Origin of the sequence: Streptomyces sp. CC53, from assembly GCF_001865245.1 — a bacterium.
Classification (GTDB): Bacteria; Actinomycetota; Actinomycetes; order Streptomycetales; family Streptomycetaceae; genus Streptomyces.
The window spans coordinates 17339-36499 of sequence record NZ_MKXB01000098.1 but is presented as its reverse complement, the minus strand read 5'-3'; the positions used below and the strand labels follow the sequence as shown (position 1 = coordinate 36499).

Genomic DNA, 19161 nt, shown 5'->3' with positions numbered 1-19161 from the left:
TGCCAACCTGCTGTATTCTTTTACATGTCGGCAAGGGGAACGGCACCCCGCACCGGCAACCCACCAACGCAGCCTGGAGGCCCTCATGTACAAGCACCCGCAGCCGACCCCGACCCTGTTTGACGCGCTCCCCAAGGTCCGGGCCAAGGATCTGCGCCCTGGGGATCTGCTCATGCATCGCGCGTTCTGCGGCGGCGAGGGCGGAGCGCGGCCGGTACTGCGCATCGAGTTCGGCCCCGAGGGGGACCGCGTGCGGATCATCCAGGCCCAGGAGCCTGTCAGGTGCCACCCGAAGACCATTCTTTTCCCCGATGGCGAATCCGCGAGCGTCGCGGGTGCTGACCAGCTTGTGACGCTCGCGCCGCCGTACTGGCCGCATGGCGTAACGCGGCGGATCACCAGGCTCGATGTGGCCGCCGCCCGCGCCCATGCCGGAGACCGAGAGGCCCGCTAGGCCCCCCGCCAGGGCCCAGCTCGCCCCCAAGTGTGTGGTCGGCGGCCCAGAGGGCGCGCGATCCACGCGTCAGCGGCCCCGCCCAAGCGGGGCCGTTTCGCGTGTACGCGGGAAGTCCCAGGAGTCGGACGGAGATCCGCCCGTGACCTGCGTGTTTCCAGGTGCACAGGGTTGCCCTTGGTGTGCTAATGCTGTATTCTTGTGTATGTCGGAAGGGGGGGGGCGGCGCCCCGGACCGGCACCACCAACACCCCGAGAAGCAACAACGCATGGACAACCCGGACAACGAGCGAGTAATCCCCAAGGTCCCCGCCCAGCGCGACCGCCGCGCGAGCTGACCCGCCACGGAGGGCGGCACTCAGGAGCCGGCCCCAATCGTCCGCCCCGCACGATAGGAAAGCACCGATGACCGTCACCACCACTGCGATCCCCACCCAGGCCCAGCCCGCTGTCGAGACCCGCCACAAGCACGGCAGCCGCATTATCACCGCCCTTGAAGCCGCATGGGCCGCCATCCGCACCCAACACCCTGAGGTGCCGCACGTCCTGATGGTCACCGGCACCGGCCGGAAGGCGGAAGGGCTCACGTGGGGACATTTCGGGGAAAAGCACTGGACGCCGCCCAGCTCCCGTACGTACACGACCCCCTCGCGGTCATCCTCGGGAAGGGCACCCGCCCCACCACCGGTGCGGACGACGACGAGGACAACGAGACAGACGGCGCCACCGAAGGCGGAGAAGGCGAACAGCCCGGAAAGAACCGCCAGCAGCCGAAGAAGAAGGGCCCGACCCGCTTCCTGGTCATCTGCGGATGCATCGAGCGGGACGACGACGGAAAGCCCAAGCTCGGCAAGGACGGCCGGGAGAAGCCCGGACGCGCCATCCAGATCAGCCGGAAGTCATGGGAGTTCGGCACGGTCGACGGAGGCGACGAGGGCGGGTTGATGTGCGGCCGGTGCAAGCAGCCGTTCCGCAAGGCCGACCCCGACGCCGACTAGCGAGGCACATGGGTCAGGGGCCGGTGGGCCCCTGACCCCCTGCCAGTCGGCCAAGGCCGGCACCCGGCTTCCGGGCCCGATGCGGTGCGCGGCGGCATCGAGCCGCCACGCACCGCGCTGCCGCCGTGGGGTTGGCGTACGTCCCAAAAATCTCAAGAAAAACCGCTGACACTCCCAATGTTGTGGACATCAACATGGCTCTACGGTCTATGATCACGATCATGGCAGCACCTAGAGGACGACAGCAGCGGGGCCGATCGACGGAGTTTCCGTCAGACAAGGCGATCCGCGCAGGTCTGTTGCTGCACCCCGGCGAGCCCGTACGCAAGGCGTACGAGGACCTGGTGACCGAAACGGGCATCAGCGGTGCCGAGGTAATCAGACAAGCCCTGATGGAGATGCACCAGAGGCACCGTCAGGCGCGCTCGAAGCAGTCGAAGTTGAAGGAGGCCGGGTGACACCACCGGCTGCGTGACGAGATCTCGGGACTCCTAACCGAGTGACCGGCGCGTAAGCCGCCCGGGTCTCAGCCGAGTGCATAGGTTCCCCAACCTGCGCTGAGACTCCGGGCCCTAGTCAGAGCACTTAGCCGCCGTTTGATGCCGGTTTCCTAGGCCGACGAGCGGGGGCTTTCGTGCGTCCTCTTAGCACCGAGGAGCTGCCGCCATCGTAGCGCAGACCCGCGGTGGCGGCACCGGCATGCCTGAACGCGGTGTGTCATCAGCGTTTTATCGACAAGACGACCCGGTATCCGCTACCGCGCCCTTTATGTCCCCTGTGTACGAGGGGGCTTTCACCCTGCGTGCCGCTCAGGAGCGGATGCAGGCTCACCGGACGCTGCGCCGGTTCCTTGACGCCCTGTACTGGGACAGGACCGTGCGCCCGGCAGCCGGGCAACCGGGCGCGTGGCTCAACTCCTACCCGCCGAGGACGCCGGCAGGCACCTACAACTACGTGCCGATCACGGACATGGACCCCGACCGGCCGGTAGCGGTGCACCTGGCCCGAGGACGCCGCGGCGTCCCCCGGTTCTGGGCCGTGGTGTTCGACCACGACGCCAAGCAGCACACGGCCGCGCAGGTGGCCGCCGATGCTGCGCTGATGGACGAGGCCGCCAAGGCAGAGGGCATCCCCCCGGTACCCGTCGCGTCGGGCTCCCCGGGCGGCATGCACGTGTGGTTGGGGTGCGCCGAGGGCGTTCCCTTCCCCGTGGTGCAGCGGATCAACGCCGCCGCCGGCCGGTTGTGCCCGTCGCTGGACGCCTCCCCGCTCAGCAACGCCACCGATGGCCTGATCAGGCCGCCCGGAGCGGCCCACCGCAACGGTGGATACAGCGCCCTTGTGGCGCACACCGTGGACCAGGCCGTCAACCTGCTTGGCCCCGCGTCCGCCCCCGCATCAGCGTTCGAGCGTCTGGCCGCGCGTCTTGAGGCGATGGCCGCCGAGCTGCCCGACGACGAGCCGGCCGACAGCCAGCAGACGCCCGACGACCGGACCGGGGGCGGAGCCGCGCCGCCGGTGCAGAGGGGGCACGGTGGCCGCCAGGTGCCGCCGTCCATCCGGCAGCGCGGCCCGCATGTTCGCCGGATCGTCGAGGACGCCGCCGGGTGCCCGAAGATCGAGGCCCCGTGGCGCCCGCTCGGCACGAAGGCGCTGCGGAGCCTGCGCCGCCGCCCGTCACGCCGTGACGACCACTCAGCGGCCAAGCACGCCCCGGCGCGCTCTATGGCCCTGGCCGGGTGGACCCAGGCCGAGGGCCTGGCCGTGGTCCGCGACCCGCAGTCGTCGCCCGCGCTGGAGTACCTGCGCAGCGAGCGCCAGGCGGACGGAAGCCGCCGCCCGCGCAGCGAGGAGGAGACAGAGCGGCTGTGGGGCCGGGTGTGGTTCCTCGCGGTCGAGGACGCCGCCCGGATGCCGCGCCGCCCGGAGGACGACGGCCGGCCCGCCGAGGCCGACGAGGTACAGCAGGCCGTCACCGACCTGTACGGCCGGATGAGGGCCGCCGGCCCGGACCGGTGGTCGAGGAAGTCCGGTCCGGCGGATCGCGCCGTCCTCACCGCCGTGGCGTGGCTGATGCTGCTGTCCGGCAGCGTGGACGTGTCCGCCAACGTCCACCGGCTCGGCGTGCTCGCCGGCTACACCGGCCAGACCGCCTCACAGGCGTTTTGGCGACTCGTCAGGGACGGATGGATCACCGTCACGGCTGAGGCCGAGCGTAGGGCCGGGAAGGCCCGCAGAGTGACCCTGGCAACGGGCCACGAGTGCCCCGACGACGAGCACCACCAGTGCGCCGTCTACCAGTTGGCAGAGAACGTTTCACCAGTTCACCCAGGGTCTGACAGAAGTGGAACGCCCGCCCCCCCCGCCCCCCCTACTCTCTTCGCTCCGGGTTCCCTCGCCCACCTGCGCGCCGTCCTGACCCACCAGCAGGGGGACGTGTGGCACGACCTCGGGCACCACGCCGCGCGGACGTTGTGGGCGATCCGGGAGGGTCAGGGGTGCAGCACACTCGCCGAGGTTATGGCAGAGACCGGCTACGGCCGCCGTACGACGCTCCGCCACGTCCACCGGCTGACGCAGCTCCAGTTGGTTACCCAGGGCCGCAGCCGTCGAGGAGAGCCCACCTACCAGGCCACCGACCGGCCCCTGTACGAGGCAGCACAGGAGACCGGCAGCGCGGGCCGCCTGGCCGCCCTGGCCGTCACCTACCGGGTCAAGCAGGCCGCACACGAGTGGTGGACCGCCGAGGAGGCTCACCGGTCCCTGCCCTACCGCCAGCGCCCGCGCCGAGCCGCCGCCGATCAGACCGTCATCCCCGGCATGGACCCCCGCGGCCGGGCCTACCCGCGCGACGAGGACGGCCGCCCCAACCACGCCCGCGCCCGCCACATCGAGGCCCAGCGCATCGGCGCGGCCGGCATGCTCGACCACGCCCAGCAGCTCGCCCGCACCGGTCAGTTGCTCGACCTCCCGCACCTCAGCACCACCGGAGCCGACAGCCCCGCCCCCATCGTGCCCCAGCAGTCGACCCGCCGCGCCGGCCGCCGAGCGGCCATCGCCTCCCGCCACCACTGCCCGCACTGCGGCGCCCAGCCCGGAGAGCGCTGCACCAAGGGCGGCACCGAGGCCCGCCGCTTCGGCATGCTCGTCCCCGCCGACCGGTGGCACGCCGCCCGCCGCCGAGCCGCCCGAGCCGCCGCCACGAGCACCTGACCCCGACACACCCGGGAACCCGAAGCAGTGGCCGCCCGCCAGCAGCACACGGTAGAGTCACCGCCCAGCGAGCACCCGACACCCTCAGGGGGAACCGGAGCCCGCGAAGCCCCCGGAGAGCAAACCTCCCGGACGGCACACAGGGAGCCCGCCGACGCGGGACCCCGACCGGAGCAGAGTTCTTCGGCCCCCGAGCCCGAACCCTCCGACAACTTCGCTTGTACAAGCGAAGGTCGGCGCGACGAGCGCAACGGCGGAAGGGCCGGCCAGGCCGCCGCCGACGTTGGGCCGCAAGGCCCGCCGCAGGACCGGCCGACGAGAAGTCGGCGACCACCCCCGAAATTCACGAGGGACCGCCAACCCCCGTAATTTCTGGAATACTAGAAATGGTATTCCAGAAATGGTAAGGTCGATCCCATGAGGACAACTCGGGTAACTCCCTCCCGCCGCACCTACGTCTACCGGGAGATCTCCGAGGGCACCCGCTTCGGCCGGCTGGACGAGCGCCGCATGATCGTGAGTGGACCGGCCCGGAACGTGGCCCGGTATCTGGCCGCACTTCCCCGTGTCCTGGCGGGACTGGAGGCCGCAGCGACGCGAGCGGCCCGTCCCCGTCCCCGCCGCCGAGCACGAGCAGGAGGAGCAGGACAGGACGACGAGAGCGAGGCCCTGACCGCCGAGGGCGACGAGCACCAGGAGCACGACGACCCCACCGGCGAGGCCCGCGCCGAGCTCACCGGAGCCGACCACACCCAGCAGGTCACAGGCCCGCCCACGTCGAGCCGGAGCCCACACAGGTCGGGCGGAATCCCGTTCGGCATCCGCCGCGGTTGCCTCTACGGCAGCATCAGCACCCGGGCCCGTCCCCGCCGCCGTTCCGCGCCGGCCGCGCCGCCGTCGAGGCCGAGGCGCCGCACCACCCGCGGAACCGGTCACCGGGCCCGGGCCGTATCGCACGAGAAAGGCACATGCGCGTGAGCATCGACAAGGCCCCCGAAGGGCTGTCGCCGGAGGCCACCGAACAGTTGAGGCGGTTCGGCATCCTCGCCGACGACGAGGACGGGGCCGACGCTTCCGACCCGGCCCCGGAGGGCGACGGAGGAGACGAGGAAGCGCCGTACGGGTACTGGCCAGAGCCGTGCGCGAACTGCGGGAAGCTGATTCCCCGGGCGAAGCCGGCCGGGGCCGGACGGCCGCCCGAGTACTGCGACAAGGACTGTCAGAACGAGCGCAAGGCCGCCCGCGCACGCGAGCGCAACGCCCCTGGTCTGCCGGGGCAGATGCTCCGCCTTGACGAGTTGGTGACGCGCATCGAGCAGGTGGCATCCGATACTCGGTTGGAGCTGAAGAAGGTCAACTCCCCCGAGGGCATCGAGGCCCGGTTGGCCGCCGCCCGCGCTGCCAACCAGCAGGACGTAGCCCGGGCCAATCAGGCGACCGTACAGGCCCAGGCCGATGCGTCCGCTGCCCGTGCCGAGGCCCACCAGGCCGCCGCCGACCGGGAGGCCGCCGAGGCCGCCGCCGAACGCGACCGCGCCGCCCGCGAGGCCGCCGAGGAGGCTCGGGAAGTCGCCGAGCAGAACGCCCGCACCGCAGAGTTCCGCCGGGACCAGGCGGAGCGCAACGCGGCCGACGCCGCCGCCGCCCAGCAGCTCGCCGAGGAACAGCGCGCCGCCGCCGCCGACCGGGCCGAGCGTGCCGAGCGCGAGGCCGCCGACGCGATCGAGCAACGCGACACGGCCACCGAGCAGCGCGACCAGGCCCGCCAAGCCGCCGCCGCCGCGCAGGCCCGCGCCGAGGCCGCAGAGCAGGAGCGGGCCCGGGCCGAGGCGCGCGCCGACGCCGCGGAGCGTGCGTGTCAGGAGGCCGTGCGGGCCCGGGACGAGGCTCGGCGTGTGGCCGCCGAGGCAGCCGACCGGGCGGCGGCTGCCGTCGCCGCACAGGCCCGCGCCGAGGCGGAGAAGGACGAGCTCACAGCGGGATATGCCGACCTGATGCGGAGCCTGAAAGAGGTCAAGCGCGAGCGCGAGGAGGCCCAGGACCAGGCAACCGAGTACAGCCGGCGGCGGGTCGAGGAGGAGAAGAGGGCTGAGAGGGCGGAGGAGAGGCAGCAGCAGGCGGAGGGCAGAGCGGAGCGTGCCGAGCAGCGCGCCGAGGCCGCCATCGGACGGGCCGAGAGGCAGCGGGACGCCCTGGCCGCCGAGCTCGCCGCCGAGAGGACGGCACGGCTGGAGGCCGAGCGAGGTCAGGCCGTTGCCGAGCAGCAGGCCAAGGACGCTCAGCACCAGCTCGCCCAGGCCCGTGACAACTACGACCGGCTCGGGGCCGAGCTGCGTGCGTATGGGCAGGAGATCGACGCGCTGAAGGAGGAGTTGCGGCAGGAGCGGCGGACGAAGAAGCCGGCCCGCGGCAGGAAGCCGAAGCCGGCCGAGGAGGAGACCCCGGAGCCGATCCCCGGACAGACCAGCGTGCCCATGCCAGGGGACGCGGAAGGAGAGCCCCGATGACCGGTGCCGACCCGCGGTTAGCCGCGCACGGTGACAGGGAGGCCGCTCGTATGGGTGACGTGCCACAGAGCTTGCCCGACATCTTCGCCATGACCGTCGAGGGTGTTGCGGTGCAGCTCGTCCGCCCCGCCGACGCCCCGGAATGGGTCGTGTATGCCGCTTCCGAACCGCTCGGAACGGTGCGCTGGACGCAGCACGACGCCGTTCCGTCCTGGTCGATCGGGACGCGCTCGGGACGGCACGGAACGCTGTCCGACGCCCTGACGACGCTGATGCACCCCCGTTCAGCCCGAGACGAGGAAATGTGATGCCCGGGAAGATGAGCACCAGGAGCAAGCCGAAGGTCCCGGCACAGCCCGCCGAGACCTACCGCGGACTGCCGGTATACACCTCCGGGCAGACGCCGGACGGGCTGATGACGGCTCGGCAGTTGGAGGACGCCGGCCGCCGGCGGACGCCGGGCCAGAAGCCCCGCGCCTACCTGCGCTACCGCACTCAGTGGTGCGACATGGTCGAGCTTTACCACGTCGATGACACCCGCGCCGTACAGCCGCTCCCCCCCCGCCAGGAGGCGCAGAAGCGGGCCCGCCGCACGTGCATCCTGTGCGAGAGCGTGGCCGACCGGCCGTTGCCCGAGCGCAGCCAGAAACGCTCGCCGTGGCTCCCCGTCTCCGGCCGCATCTGCACCGTGTGCGCCGATGCCGCCCGCGACCGGTGGGACCGCACGTGCGAGCGGTGCGGCACGGAGTTCGTGCACCACGAAAGCGTCCGCTACCGCGAGTGCACCGCGTGCGAGGAGACGCGCAAGCGCGGTCAGGAGATCGCCCGGAGGCTCACCCGGCGGCACTGCCCGGACTGCAACGTTCAGACCGCCACCCGCGAGGAGATCGAGGCCGCCGACGCCGCCGACGACTTCCGCCACGCGTTCGTGTTCCCGCGCACGTGCGAGGCGTGCAAGGCCGAGCGGAGGAGGCAGGCCGAGGAGGCCGAGCGGGCGTGGGAGCGGGAGCGCTGGGACGAGCTGGGCCCGGTTCGCCGATGGGCCCGGGAAGTCATGGCTACCCCCCACGCGTTCGCGATTCTCGACACCGAGACGACGGGGCTCGACTGGGACGCGAAAATCGTGGAGATCAGCGTCACGGACGGGGCCGGGGACCTCCTGTTGGACACCCTCGTCCACCCCGGCGTCCCGATTCCCGAAGAGGCTACGGAGATCCACGGTATCTCCGACGAGGACGTGAAGGACGCGCCCGGGTTCGGCACGGTCCTGCCGCGGCTGACGAAGGCCCTCGAAGGCCGGCGGGTCATCATCTACAACCGTGTGTACGACACGGGAGTTCTGGCCTACGAACTCGACCGCCACCACCAGGAGCACAGCCCCACCCTGCCCGGTGTGGAGCCGCTACGGCCGTACGAGCGGCATCCCGCCGTCGCGGAGTGGATGGACGCGCAGCAGTGGGAGCGGTGCGCGATGCTCGCCTACGCCGTGCACGTCGGGGAGTGGTCGGACTACTGGGGCGGTTGGCGCTGGCAGAGGCTCGGCGGAGGCCACCGGGCGCTTTCGGACTGCCGCACGGTGGTGCAGCGGATCAGGGAAATGGCCGAGCGGCCCGACCCCTTTTAGCCCGCTCGCACGTCGAGGAGCCCGTACCCGCATGGGGGTGCGGGCTCCCGCCCTTTCCGCCCCCCTGACGGCCAGTTCGCGTGTACAGGCGAAGTGGTCCGCTGGCGGGGCGCGTTGCGCTTGCGTGAGGCGGGGCCAGGGGCGGGGGTTCCCTCCGGTCGGGCGGCGCTCACGGTGGGCCGTGCGGGCGTGCGGGGGTGGCGGAGCGTGCGGAGCTGCCCCCGTGCGTTCGTGCGGCATGGTGCGGAGGGTCGTCCGGCCGCAGGGTGCCCCCGCTCCCCCGCCGACCCACCCACTCACCCGCACCCGACCACGGCCCCCCTGCCCCTCTGGGAGCGGTGGCCGGGGGTGTGGGGGCGGAGCCCCCGCAAGGTAAGAACCCGCACACCCGCCCGACCCCGGAGCCGGCCGCCCCCACAGCCGGACGGGGACGGGCCGCCACGAGGACGCGGCTAACTACCTTGTTTGATTGCACTGCCGGTTTACGGCGTGATGACGAGGGTGATTGCTTCCCGGGCGATGCGGCCCAGGGTGTAGATCTGTGCCTGTAGTTCTGCCTTGCGGGCGCGTGCTGCGCGAGAGCGTGCAGCACCGGGGCCGAGGAGGTTTTCCGCGCGGAGTTGGGCGACCACGGGTGCGCTGACGCGGTAGGCGGCGAGCTGTGCGGAGGCGATGAGGGCAGGGTCGATATCGACGGCAATCTTGTCGTCGAAGCGTTCGTTGGGGGTGCCCGGTCTGCGGCCGGCGAGCCGTTGCGCTTCCTGTTCGTCGGGGGTGAAGGGTGGCCACGGGCCGGCGAGGTCGGGGGCGGACAGCCGGACGCGCATGGCGGCTTCCACGAGCTGACTGGCACCGGGCCAGGGCCCGGGCCGCAGGGCGAGGGCTTCGAGCCGGATGTGTTCGGGGGTCGGGGCGTGGGGGGCGACGCCCAGGCGCTCCCGCTCGGCGTTGACCCAGTCCGCTTCGGCGGCAGCGTTCTGACGGGCGATGCGGCGCAGTTCGTCACCCTGCCACTTGTGCAGCCACACGAAGGTGTTGAGCTTTCCCGCAGGCACCGGTGGTGGCCCTTTCTGTACGAGGTGGGGTGAACGGTGTCGGCCCCGGCCCACGAGCGGGCCGGGGCCGACGATGTCCGGGGTCAGGCCCCGGCAGGAGCCGGAGCCGGCTTGGCCGACTCGGCCGTGTTCGGGGTGCGCGGTCCCGGGGTCGTCGCCGCAGTAGCGCGAGGCCGCCGGGTGCGGGGCCGGCCCTGCGGTCGGCGGGTGGGTTCGTCGGCCCCCATCTGCCGCAGTTCTTCGGGTGTCCAGCCCGCTGCCTGGGCGTCCGCGTACGCGACCCCGTACGTCTTCTCTACGGCGTCGATGAGCTCTTGCAGGCGCTTGCGCTCGGCGATCGCGTCGGCCAGCGGGGCGATGACCCGCATGCGGGTGGCCAGCAGCTCTTGCGCGGTCGCGAGGATCGGCGACTGAGGGTCAGTTCCGGGTGCGTTGTCGGCAGGTGTCGTCATGCGCGTCATGGTAGCGCCGCCCGCCGCCGAGGTGGGTGCAGGTTCCCCCGCACGGCGGGTGCGGACGTACAGGAGGGGGCAGGCCCCCGCGCCCCCGTTCGCGGCGGAGGCGCGAGCCGCCCTAGAAGCCCGGCACCCCAGCCGACGGCCCTCCTTCGTCGGAGCAAGTTGTGCGTTAATGTTCCATTAACTCGGCTGCGGGTCCCCAGCAGTCGCTACGCTCGTTGCTAGTGACGCCTTTTCGGTCCGGGCACGGACCGATGGAGAAGGAGAAGGAGGAGACGGGTTGACGGACGAGAAGCCGCGTACGCGTCGCCGTGAGCGGCGCGCAGACAACCCGAGACGGCATCGCGTGAATCTCGCCTACAACGATGCCGAGTTGGCCGTCATTCAGGTGGCCGCCACGGTTGCGGGCATGAAGGTGGCCGCGTACGCGGCACGTGCTGCGCTTGCCGTGGCGAAGGAGGAAGTTTCTCCGGCACCGGTGGAGTACAAGGATCTGCTACGTACGCTCTCGGATGCTCGGACAGCGGCGAACCGCATCGGCGTGAATCTGAACCAGATTGCCAAGGTGCTGAACAGCGAGGGCGAGGAGACCCCCGAGCGGCTGGACGCGGTTCTGACTCGTGTCCAGACGACGATTCAGAGGCTCGATGACGCAACCGTGCGGGTCATGATGGAGCGGCCTTGATCGTAAAGCGAGCACGGGACGGCGCGCGTACGCAAGGGCTGCTGTACTACCTGTTTGGTCCAGGCAAGGCCAACGAGCACACGGACCCACACATCGTGGCCGCGTGGGGCAGCGGCGTTCCCGACCCGGGACGAGGCAAGGGGAGTATCCCCATGCTTGCCGCTCTCCTTGATGCCCCTGTGGAGGCGTTGACGAGCCGTCGGCCGAGCAAGCACATCTATCACGTGCCCGTCCGGCTGGACCCTGGGGACCGCACGTTGACTGACGAGGAGTTCGCCGAGATTGCCCGCGAGGTCATGCACGCCACCGGGGTGGCGGAGAAGGGCGACAGCCAGGGGGCTAGGTGGATTGCTGTACGCCATGCGCCCGACCACATTCACATCGTGGCGACGCTCGCCCGGCAGGACGGATTGAAGGTCCGTCTGTCGCAGGACAAGAAGAAGATGCAGGCGTGCGCGCGTGAGCTGGAGAAGCGTTACGGGCTGCGTCAGCTCACGAGCGGGGACCGGACCGCGAGCCGGTGGCCGACGACGGCCGAGGCGGAGAAGGCGAAGCGGAAGGGCCGGGACGAGCCGCCGCGGGTCACGCTACAAGGCAAGGTGCGTGAGGCCGCCGCCGTTGCCGGGTCGGATGACGACTTCTTCGCAGCGATCCAGCGTGCCGGAATCCGCTTGAACAAGCGGACCGCGCCGGACGGCACCGTCACCGGCTACTCGGTTGCGCTGCCAGGAGACCGGACCGGGGCAGGTCGCGCGGTGTGGTTTTCCGGCTCACGCCTCGCCCCTGACTTGTCCCTGCCGCGCGTCCGTGAGCGCTGGAATGGGGTACCGGCTGGCATCGGTGCTGCGGGCGGTGGGCAGGTCACCAGCCAGGCCGCAGCGTGGCAGGCTGCCGCGTGGCAGGTCCACCAGGCCGCCGCGGTTCTTGGGCAGGCAGGCAACGAGGCCGGGGCAGGCGAGATGGTGGCCCTTTCGGACTTCCTGACGACCTACGCAGCCCAGGCCCCGGCAGAAGTCCGCCAGGAACTACGGGACGCCGCCCGGGCCTTTGAGAGGGCCGGGCGTGCGCCCACATCCCGGCAGATGCACAGCGACGCGAGCAGGCATTTGCGTACGGCGACACAGCTTGTCGTCATGAGCACATCGCTCGCCGCGAACGGCGGAGAGGCCGCAGCAGCCATCACGATTCTCGTTGCCGTCGCCCTGGCCATCGTGGCCGCCCAGAGGTACCACCAGGCCGCCCAGCACCGCGCCCAGGAGCAGGCCGCCGTACGGGCCGGCTACCACCTCCGGGCGGCTACGGAAGTCGCCTACGGGGCCAGCGCCGGACGGGACGGCCGACGAGGAAGCCGCGCCGCCTGGCGGAGGCCGACGCCACAGCCGGACGGCCCCGCGCTCAGCGAGACGTACGCGCCTGCCGTGCGCGAGGCGATCCCGGAGGTTGCAGAAAGGGTGCTCGGCGAAGCCGCCTGGCCCGCACTGGCCGCCACGTTGAAGCAAGTGGAAAATGCCGGGTACGACCCGGCGCGGGTGCTCGCCGAGGTGGCCGCGCTGCGCGGATTCGGGGATGCGGACAGCGCCGCCGAAGTCCTGGTGTGGAGACTCCAACGACGGATGGACGCCGATACCCTTGCGGCGCCGCCTTCCCGCCCCAAGCCGCCAATGCCGGCGGCTGTACCTCCCCACACCCAGGAGGCAGGGGAAGGCCGGCCCGTCCGGTGGCGCATCAGCCACAGCGATTTCGTGAACGAGGCCGATGTGACGATCACCGATGCCACGGGGACTGGCTATCTCTCTATCGGGGCATCGGCCGAGGAGTTCGCAGAGGCGAGGCTGCGTGAGTACGCGGCAACAGTCGGGGCCGATCCCGCGCGATTCGCAGTCTCGGTCATGGAGGAAGGCCCGGGCCGTACGACGAGCCTTGTGCGCCTCCCAGAGGGGAGCGTGAAGCGACGGAGCGAGGCCGAAGGGGAAGAGGAGCCGCCACCCTCCGGAGTCCGTACAACGCCGCCGCCTGTGGTGGGCCGAGGCGAGTCGATCGAGTCGACTCCGCTCGGTGGAAGCGACGCGCCGACCTTCGGTGAGGCCGTACGTGAGGCGGTGCCCGCGTACGCCGCGGATGTGCTCGCCGACCCGGCATCCGCAACCCTGGCCGCCTACCTGATCAAGGCATCAGGTGAAGGGCACGCGCCCGCAGAGTTGCTCGCCGAGGTGGCCGCTGCCCGGGACTTGGCAGACGCGGACAGCGTGGCCCAGGTGCTGACGTGGCGACTCCAAGGCAGGCTGAGCGGAAGTGGGAAGCGGGCCCCGCTCCCCCGGACCGCCACACGGCGTACCAGACCAGCACCAGGCCCACGGTCCGGAGAGCGGACGGCCGCCGACCGGGCCGCCCAGGAGGCGGCACAGCGACGTGCGCAGGGCCGAGGGCCACGACGCTAGCCACATGCTCCGAGAGGGTGGCCACGGTCGTGGAAAACCCCCGTCCGTGGCCCCCTCAGGGGCTTACCGTTGAACGAGGCGACTTTGGAGGGAAACGGGAGATGACAAGCACTCTGGCCGGGGTGACCCGATGAGCGATGCCAACCCGATGGAACAGGCAGCCGGACGGGCGGCAGGGCAGGCCGTCCAAACAGCCGCCGTCGCACTGCAAGTTCTGATTCTCACCGTGCGGGCACTCAACGAGGCATCCCGGCGCGGGGCAGTCCCCACAGCCCGACCGGCCCCGACACCACAGCAGACGCCCGCTCAGCGGCCCGTAAACCCGGACCACGAGCGGTACGCGCACATGGTGCGGAGCATCGTGAAGCCGCCGGCCGTGGCCGAGGACATGGTGAACGCCCCGCAGTGGCCCCAGCTCGCCGGGGAACTGAAGAAGTTGGAGAGCGCCGGCGTCAACGTCGGACAATTCCTCACCGACGCGGCCCCCGTCATCACGCGCATGGACACCGACCTTAAAGCGGGAGCCCCCGCCCCCGGGGTCACCGTATCGCCTGCCGCGAACCTCCGTGACCCGTGGGCCCCTCCCCCCGGCCAGGAACGCGCCCAGCGCGAAGGGCCCGGCATGTTCAAGAAGATCGTGGAGTGGGTCAAGCAAGCAGTAGCGAAGATCATCGCCAAGGTCACCCGCAAGGACCGGCCCACGGCGCTCGGAGAGCGCAGCCGGGAACTCGCCCGGCTTGGCATCAGCGCCCAGGAAAACTCACGACTCGTTGTCGTCGCCCGTGAGTCCCTGGCCGACGAGGGCGCGTTGAGCCAGATGGTCACTTCCCGCGAGTGGCCCGGCATTGCCAGCCAGATCAAGGCTCTTCAGGAGGCCGGACACAACCCCCGCGAGGCCCTGGCTGGCATCCCGACCCGCATGCAGCAGGCCGCCGCCGCGGGCATCAGCCTCAGCCCGTCCGAGGCCGCCCGCGGGCTCCTCGCCGACCAGGCCAAAACCCCCGTCCCCGCCCGCACCACAGCGCCGACGCCAGTAGCCGCCCCCACTCCCCCGGTACCCGGCACCACAGCGACCGCGGCACCGAAGCCCACCACCAGCGCACCGGACACCGCAGCCGCCCAGGCGCCCGCCAGGGCCGCCGCAGCGTCCGCGCAGTCGACCACCGCCACACCGGGAACCACCCCGGCGCCGGGTCCTCAGGCGGCCCGGACCGCGCCCGCGCCACAGGCCACACCGACCCGCACCCACAGCCGATGACACCCCCCCGGGAAGGGACGACCGGATGAACCCGCACGCGCGAGCCCCGCAAAGGGGAAGCGACGACCAGCCCGCCCGCAAACCTGCGGAACCCGCGGGCGCCACAGGTGGGGACGGGGCTGACGACGCCGAGGCCCGCCGCCAAGCTGCCGCGCTCGCCCGCAGCAGCGCGGCGGCACAGTCCCGTTCGGACGTGGCCAGGGCCGACGCGGATGCGGCCCGGGGCACGGCCGCCGAGGCGGACGGCCGCGGAGACCTGGCCCAGGCCGGGGCCGAGTGGAGCCATGCGGCAGGGCTGGACGGACTCGCCGCCCACGAGGCGGACACGTCCGCCATCGACGCGCGCGCCGCAGCCGCAGCCGTGCAGTCCACCACCGTCCCCAAGGGCCGGCGGACCCAGGGACGCGCCAGCCGTAACACGCCCACACCGAGCGGCCAGGGCCCGGGCCGGGCACCTACACCGCCCCCGGGCGCCGCGCGCCGCAACATCGCCTGAGCCTGCGGGCAAGACAGCAAGAAGGGCCGGAGGAAACTCCGGCCCTTTCGCTTGTACACGCCAACTCTCAGGCGGTTACCTCTGCCTGATCCGTTTCGGCCGGCTCGGCGACCGGCAGGGGCGGTAGCGGTGTGACCGGCGGCACCGGCAGCATGGTGTGCTGCGGGCGGTCAGGGTTGGTCATGCAGCCGGCGAAGGGGCCATCGGCCGCGCGGAGCTGGGACAGCATCGGGTCCAGGTGGTCACGGTGCCAGACCGAGGGACCGGTGAGCCCGCAGGTTTCCGCGTTGGTGAGTTCCTGCCAGGCCAGCCAGCAGGCGTGGAGCCGTGCGACGGCCGGCGGGTGCTGCCACCAGCTCGCGCACCAGGGTGCGGAAGAGGAGATCTCCCCGAGGTAGGACGGCACCAGCAGGTGTTGCACCCAGGACGCCAGCGCGGTCAGCTCGCGGGCGTACTGGTCACCCGAGAGCCACAGGATGAACGGCGGTGTCTTGGGCTTCTGTTTGTCCTTCCCGTTGCTGTCGCCGTTGTCGTCCTGGCCGTCGCCGGAGGCGGCAGCAGAGGCGAGGCGTTTGATCTTGTTGGTGTTGTCCTCCAGCTGCGTGGCGAAGCCGTAAACGATCGCCTTCAAGTCCTCGAAATCCTCAGCCAGAACCTCGATGTCGGGCGGCGCGTTGTCGGGCGGCGCGTTGTCGCTCACGCGGCGATCACCTTCCGCGAGGCGCGGGCCGCAATCTCGGCGGTCTCGACATCGGCCGCGGCGGAGAGGTCAGCCGCGTCGGGTTCCAGGTACCAGGGCCGCAGGCGGATCATGCCGATCCGGACGCCGGTTGCCAGCAGTAGGGCCCTCCCCTTGGGCAGGGCGCGGATCTCCGCGGCTTCCATGACCCGTTCACGGCGCCGGGAGGTGGAGACGCTGCGGCCGGTCGAGCCGTGCGAGACGGACGTTTCGCTGACTTTGTGCTCGCCGACGAGCCGGGAGACTTTCTCTGCGAACTCGGCATCGTCCAGGCCGGAGCCCAGGGCCTTGATGGTGGCTGCTGACCACAGGGCATCCATGCCCGCTTCGCCCCAGACGCGTACGCCCTGGCGGTAGGACTGGAGGATGGTCACCGGGATGACGCCGCGCGATCCGAGGTGGGAGTACAGGTCTGGCAGGTCCTCGATGCGGCACACGTTCGCCGCTTCATCGAGCACGGCGACCAACGGGGCGTCGAGCCGGCCGCCGGCCCGTTCGGCGGCCACCATCGCGGCTCGGAGGACCGCATCGGCCGCCGCGGCGATGACGCCGGCCGCCGATCCGCCGCCGTCCTTGGACAGCAGATAGAGGGTGTCGCGGGAGCGTACGAAGTCGGCCGGGCGGAACTCGCGGGCTTGTGGGTCGGGGGTGACCCAGGCGAGCGTTTCGGGGTCGAGGAGGCAGGCGACGCACTGGCGGGCCGTCTCGTAGATGCCGTCGCGGGTGTCGGCCGCGCCCGCCACGGTGGAGGCGAGTTGCTGCGCGAGCGCTTCCTTGCCCGCGGCTTTCAGTGCGTTGACCGGGCCGCGGTCGCTCGGCGTGGACAGCCAGGCCAGCACGTCCGACACGGAGCCGCCGGAGACGGCCGCCGCGTGGAACAGCGCGGTGAGCAGGTTCTTGGCCGCTCCCATCCAGAAGTCCCCGCGGCTTTTCTCGTCGGTGGTGGCCGCGATGAAGTGGGAGGCGAGCCGTCCGGCGCCCTCGATGGTGCGGGCCGAGTCCAGCATGTTCCACCACATCGCCCGGTCGGAATGGGTGATGGACTGCGGGTCGAGCAGCCACACCGCGCCCACGTCCAGGCGGCGGGCCCGGGTGACCGCGAACACGTCAGGCTTGTTGCTGGTCAGCATGACGGCTCCGGGGGCCCGCAGCAGCGCCGGAACGGCGATGCTCGTGGACTTGCCCGACCGGGGGGCCATGATCGCCAACAGGACGTCCTCCCAGCTCGCCCGCAGCTCCGGGCCGCGCGGAGCGTCGAGGTTGCCCAGCAGTACGCCCGTGTCGTCGGGGGCGATGTGCTCGCGGCCTTTCAGGGAGGGCCGCAGGGCCCGGGCCCGGGCGGTCATCTCCTTGGGTGCGAGCGGCGCCAGGTCGCGCATGCCTGCCAGGCCCGCACGGTGGGAGAAGAACCGCCGCCACACCATGAAGCCGGCCACCGAGAGGCCGACGAGGAGGAGGACCAGGAGCACGGCCATGCCGACACCGGCCGCCGTCGCGTGCCCCGGCCACAGTCGGCCCGGGCCGCCCGAGACGAGGGCGACGGCCGACTTGATCGAGTAGGTGGGCGGGGCCCAGCCGCCGCCGGCGAGGGCGACACCGAGCGTGCCGCCGATGTGGGCGCCGGTGTAGAGCACGGCGGAGCCGACGACGACGCCGAGGACCGCGAGCGGGGCGCCTGCCCCCGCCGCCCCCGCGCCGTGGCTGGAGTCATTCATGCAGCATCCCCCTTGTGGAGTTTCTTGGACGGGTCGGTCTCGTACAGGCGCCGCTCAGCGTCGGTGAGCTGGAGCTTTACCGGGGTGCCCGGGCGGGTGCCGAGCCGCAGCAGGTACTTCCCGCGGCCCGGGTGCACCTGGCGGGTGCCGTCGAGGCCCGTGCCGGACGAGGACGACCAGGACGCCACGAGCGCAATCTCAGCGTCCGTCAGCGGCCTTTGTGCCGAGACCCGTTCCAGCTCGCCGACGCTCAGCGCCCCGAGGATCATCGAGTCGCAGCGGTCGATCATGCCCAGGGCCTTTGCACGGTCCTGCGGAGTCGGCAGGCTCTCGGGGTCCCGCAGCGAATGCGTGATGAACAGGGTCACCTCGTTGCGGGCACGGTTCAGGCGGGTCATGGAGTCGAAGGCGTCCACGATGCCCGGGCCGGCACGCAGGGCCCGCCACATCTCATCCAGGGGCAGCACAAGGGGGGAGTTCATCAGGCCGACCGCGCGGGCGGAGTCGATGGAGCTGTAGGCGTAGGCCCAGGTGGCCAGCAGACCGGCACTGACCACGTGGTCACCGGCAGTCAGGAGGCTGGACAGGTCCACGGAAAGGGCCGGGGCCGCCAGGTCGAGCGGCGTGGTGGTCGGGCCGTCGAACAGGCCGGACAGCGGGCCGACGCACAGGTTCTCCAGTGCGTGCGTCACCCCCCGGACCAGGGCCTTGTAATCCTCTTCGGTGTCGACCATCAGCTGTGCCCGCAGCTCGTCGGGGCCGTCGCGCAGCACCTTGACCACGTCGGGGATGATCGGGTCTCCCTCGCCGACGTGCGCGGCCGTCACGATGCGGATCGCGTGCTCGATGACGTTGCGTTCGGTCGGGTTGGGCCGCCGGTCCATCTCGGTTGTCAGCAGCGCGTGCAGCAGCTCGCTGCGGCGCCCGTTGATCTCTGCGAGGAGGGCGTCACGCCGGCCGGGGGCGAGGGTGGGCAGGACTTTGCGCATGGGCCCTGAGTCCAGCGGGTTGATGCGGTCCAGGCCGCGGCCGATGCGGACGACCTGGCCGCCGAGCTCGCCGACGAGTTCGGCGTACTCGCCTTTCACATCGCCGGGGACGACGAGCTTGTACCCGTAGGAGGTGTAGACGAGGCAGATCCGTTTGGCGATGGCGGATTTGCCGACGCCGGGTTGGGCCATGATCCACACGCCGGGGTTGGTGACGAGGGAGCCGATCCAGCCGGACGGGTCGAAGCACACGAGTTCGTGCGTGAGCTGGTCGTATCCGATGGGGACGCCCTCGGGCGGCAGGCCGCCGCCGAGGACGAACGGGTACAGGCCGGCGGTCTGCACGGTGGAGGAGAGGTAGACCGATCCGGCGTCGAGGAGGGCGGCACGGCCGCGGCCGGCGCCCTTCCAGCCCCGGCGGGAGGCGATCACCGCGGGGTTGAGTCGCCCGGTAGGCTCTGGCGCGGTCGTCCCGGCGGATAGGTCCCGCCGGGACGACGCGCCGTTGCCGGCGGTGTGCTTGCGTTTCACG

The 19161-nt window shown here is 71.5% G+C and carries 17 protein-coding genes; 12 read left to right on the top strand and 5 right to left on the bottom strand.

Annotated features, from left to right (window positions below):
* The 8 genes from BJP40_RS08845 to BJP40_RS31575 all read left to right on the top strand — a co-directional run.
* Window positions 1–454, top strand: a 454-nt coding sequence (locus BJP40_RS08845; RefSeq protein ID WP_218153199.1) for a hypothetical protein, incomplete at its 5' end; no start/stop codon positions are given.
* A gap of 587 nt (window positions 455–1041) precedes the next feature.
* Window positions 1042–1452 carry a hypothetical protein gene (locus BJP40_RS08835; protein ID WP_071279923.1) on the top strand — a complete coding sequence of 137 codons (411 nt, stop codon included), beginning with the start codon at window positions 1042–1044 and terminating at the stop codon, window positions 1450–1452.
* Between the two features lie 182 nt (window positions 1453–1634).
* Complete coding sequence (locus BJP40_RS33590) at window positions 1635–1910, top strand: hypothetical protein (RefSeq protein WP_143065926.1); 276 nt, start codon at window positions 1635–1637, stop codon at window positions 1908–1910.
* 310 nt (window positions 1911–2220) lie between these two features.
* A complete protein-coding gene (locus tag BJP40_RS08830) occupies window positions 2221–4665 on the top strand; it encodes a hypothetical protein (protein WP_143065925.1) in 2445 nt (814 codons plus the stop codon).
* 417 nt (window positions 4666–5082) lie between these two features.
* Entirely contained in the window at window positions 5083–5643 is a 561-nt protein-coding gene (locus tag BJP40_RS33585) for a hypothetical protein (RefSeq protein WP_143065924.1), read from the top strand.
* Window positions 5640–7172 carry a hypothetical protein gene (locus tag BJP40_RS36080; RefSeq protein WP_143065923.1) on the top strand — a complete coding sequence of 511 codons (1533 nt, stop codon included), beginning with the start codon at window positions 5640–5642 and terminating at the stop codon, window positions 7170–7172. The genes BJP40_RS33585 and BJP40_RS36080 overlap by 4 nt, the downstream gene beginning before the upstream one ends.
* On the top strand, window positions 7169–7480 hold the full coding sequence (locus BJP40_RS34120) for a hypothetical protein (protein WP_071279920.1): 312 nt from the start codon (window positions 7169–7171) through the stop codon (window positions 7478–7480). Before BJP40_RS36080 ends, BJP40_RS34120 begins: the two co-directional genes overlap by 4 nt.
* Window positions 7481–7491: 11 nt before the next feature.
* A complete protein-coding gene (locus BJP40_RS31575) occupies window positions 7492–8796 on the top strand; it encodes a 3'-5' exonuclease (RefSeq protein ID WP_177204343.1) in 1305 nt (434 codons plus the stop codon).
* Between the two features lie 482 nt (window positions 8797–9278).
* Here BJP40_RS31575 and BJP40_RS08810 read toward each other — a convergent pair whose 3' ends face one another.
* Window positions 9279–9851, bottom strand: a complete 573-nt coding sequence (locus BJP40_RS08810) for a hypothetical protein (RefSeq protein ID WP_071279919.1) — start codon at window positions 9849–9851, stop codon at window positions 9279–9281.
* Window positions 9852–9934: 83 nt separating this feature from the next.
* On the bottom strand, window positions 9935–10303 hold the full coding sequence (locus BJP40_RS08805; protein WP_143065922.1) for a hypothetical protein: 369 nt from the start codon (window positions 10301–10303) through the stop codon (window positions 9935–9937).
* A gap of 286 nt (window positions 10304–10589) precedes the next feature.
* On the opposite strand from BJP40_RS08805, the gene mobC reads away from it, so the two are divergent.
* The 4 genes from mobC (at window position 10590) to BJP40_RS34850 (ending at window position 15186) form a co-directional block, all read left to right on the top strand.
* Entirely contained in the window at window positions 10590–10994 is a 405-nt protein-coding gene (mobC, locus tag BJP40_RS08800) for a plasmid mobilization relaxosome protein MobC (RefSeq protein WP_143065921.1), read from the top strand.
* A gap of 152 nt (window positions 10995–11146) precedes the next feature.
* Window positions 11147–13432, top strand: a complete 2286-nt coding sequence (locus BJP40_RS08795) for a relaxase/mobilization nuclease domain-containing protein (RefSeq protein WP_071279916.1) — start codon at window positions 11147–11149, stop codon at window positions 13430–13432.
* 346 nt (window positions 13433–13778) lie between these two features.
* A complete protein-coding gene (locus BJP40_RS32785; RefSeq protein ID WP_071279915.1) occupies window positions 13779–14690 on the top strand; it encodes a hypothetical protein in 912 nt (303 codons plus the stop codon).
* A gap of 193 nt (window positions 14691–14883) precedes the next feature.
* A complete protein-coding gene (locus BJP40_RS34850) occupies window positions 14884–15186 on the top strand; it encodes a hypothetical protein (protein ID WP_071279914.1) in 303 nt (100 codons plus the stop codon).
* A gap of 67 nt (window positions 15187–15253) precedes the next feature.
* On the opposite strand, the gene BJP40_RS08780 is transcribed toward BJP40_RS34850, so the two are convergent.
* The 3 genes from BJP40_RS08780 to BJP40_RS08770 are packed head-to-tail and all read right to left on the bottom strand — an operon-like array spanning window position 15254 to window position 19160.
* Window positions 15254–15886, bottom strand: coding sequence for a DUF4913 domain-containing protein (locus tag BJP40_RS08780; RefSeq protein ID WP_071279913.1), 633 nt, complete (start codon window positions 15884–15886; stop codon window positions 15254–15256).
* Window positions 15883–17640, bottom strand: a complete 1758-nt coding sequence (locus BJP40_RS08775) for a type IV secretory system conjugative DNA transfer family protein (protein WP_071279912.1) — start codon at window positions 17638–17640, stop codon at window positions 15883–15885. The genes BJP40_RS08780 and BJP40_RS08775 overlap by 4 nt, the downstream gene beginning before the upstream one ends.
* Window positions 17637–19160: an ATP-binding protein gene (locus tag BJP40_RS08770; protein WP_079171030.1), complete on the bottom strand. Its 1524-nt coding sequence runs from the start codon at window positions 19158–19160 to the stop codon at window positions 17637–17639. Before BJP40_RS08770 ends, BJP40_RS08775 begins: the two co-directional genes overlap by 4 nt.
* Between the last annotated feature and the right edge of the window lies 1 nt (window position 19161).